Origin of the sequence: Rhodoferax sp. UBA5149 (assembly GCF_002413825.1) — a bacterium.
Classification (GTDB): Bacteria; Pseudomonadota; Gammaproteobacteria; order Burkholderiales; family Burkholderiaceae_C; genus Rhodoferax.
The window spans coordinates 3,711-4,472 of record NZ_DHXT01000007.1; the positions used below are offsets into that span (position 1 = coordinate 3,711).

The 762-nt window shown below is 63.5% G+C and carries 2 protein-coding genes; one reads left to right on the plus strand and one right to left on the minus strand.

The annotated features are described in order from the left end of the window. Nucleotides 1-338 (plus strand): Smr/MutS family protein (locus B3V69_RS00470; RefSeq protein ID WP_296442775.1); only part of this gene is annotated, 338 nt, incomplete at its 5' end. Between the two features lie 15 nt (nucleotides 339-353). On the opposite strand, the gene B3V69_RS00475 is transcribed toward B3V69_RS00470, so the two are convergent. Continuing rightward, nucleotides 354-758, minus strand: coding sequence for a group II truncated hemoglobin (locus tag B3V69_RS00475; protein WP_296442778.1), 405 nt, complete (start codon nucleotides 756-758; stop codon nucleotides 354-356). Between the last annotated feature and the right edge of the window lie 4 nt (nucleotides 759-762).

Here is a 762-nt window from a genome sequence, read left to right on the forward strand (position 1 = left end):
TGAGTTTTCGCCGCCCCGGCATCGGCACCGATGTCACCCGCAAACTGCGCCGCGGCGACTGGACCATCCAGCGTCAACTCGACCTGCATGGCCTGCGCCGTGACGAAGCCAGAGAGCGCTTGAGCTTCTTCATTCGCGAGGCATTCAAACAGGGCATTCGTTGCGTGCGCATCGTGCACGGCAAGGGCCTGGGCTCGCCGGGCAAGGCGCCGGTGCTGAAAAGCCGGGTGCACAGCTGGCTGGTGCAAAAGCAGGAGGTGCTGGCCTTTGTGCAGGCCAAGCCGGCCGATGGCGGTGCCGGTGCGCTGGTGGTGTTGCTGATGGCGTCGCGGGGCTGAACGCCCCGTGCCCGCCTAACCATTCTGGTTGCGCATCCAGTCGGCCGTCTTGAAAAATGATTCGCGCAGTTGGCTGCGCAAGTCGGCGGGGACACCGGTCTCCGCCATCGCCTGGTCCATGCAGGCCACCCACTGGTCACGTTCAACGATGCCGATCTTGAACGGCAGATGACGCGCCCGCAGGCGCGGGTGGCCGAAGCGCTCGGTGTAATGCTGCGGCCCGCCCAGCCAGCCGCACAGAAACCAGAACAGCTTTTGCCGTGCATTGTCCAGTTCACTGCCGTGTACCGAACGCAAGGCGCTGTAGCCCGGCTCCAGATCCATCAAATCGTAAAAACGCCCGGTCAGGGCCTGCACACGGGCTTCGCCGCCGATGCGCTCGAACGGCGTTGCAACAGAAGGTTTTTCCTGGATATTCATAGAT

Bases quoted from the DNA above. Each gene is read 5' to 3' on its own strand.
- B3V69_RS00475 (WP_296442778.1), bottom strand. From the start codon at position 758: ATGAATATCCAGGAAAAACCTTCTGTTGCAACGCCGTTCGAGCGCATC.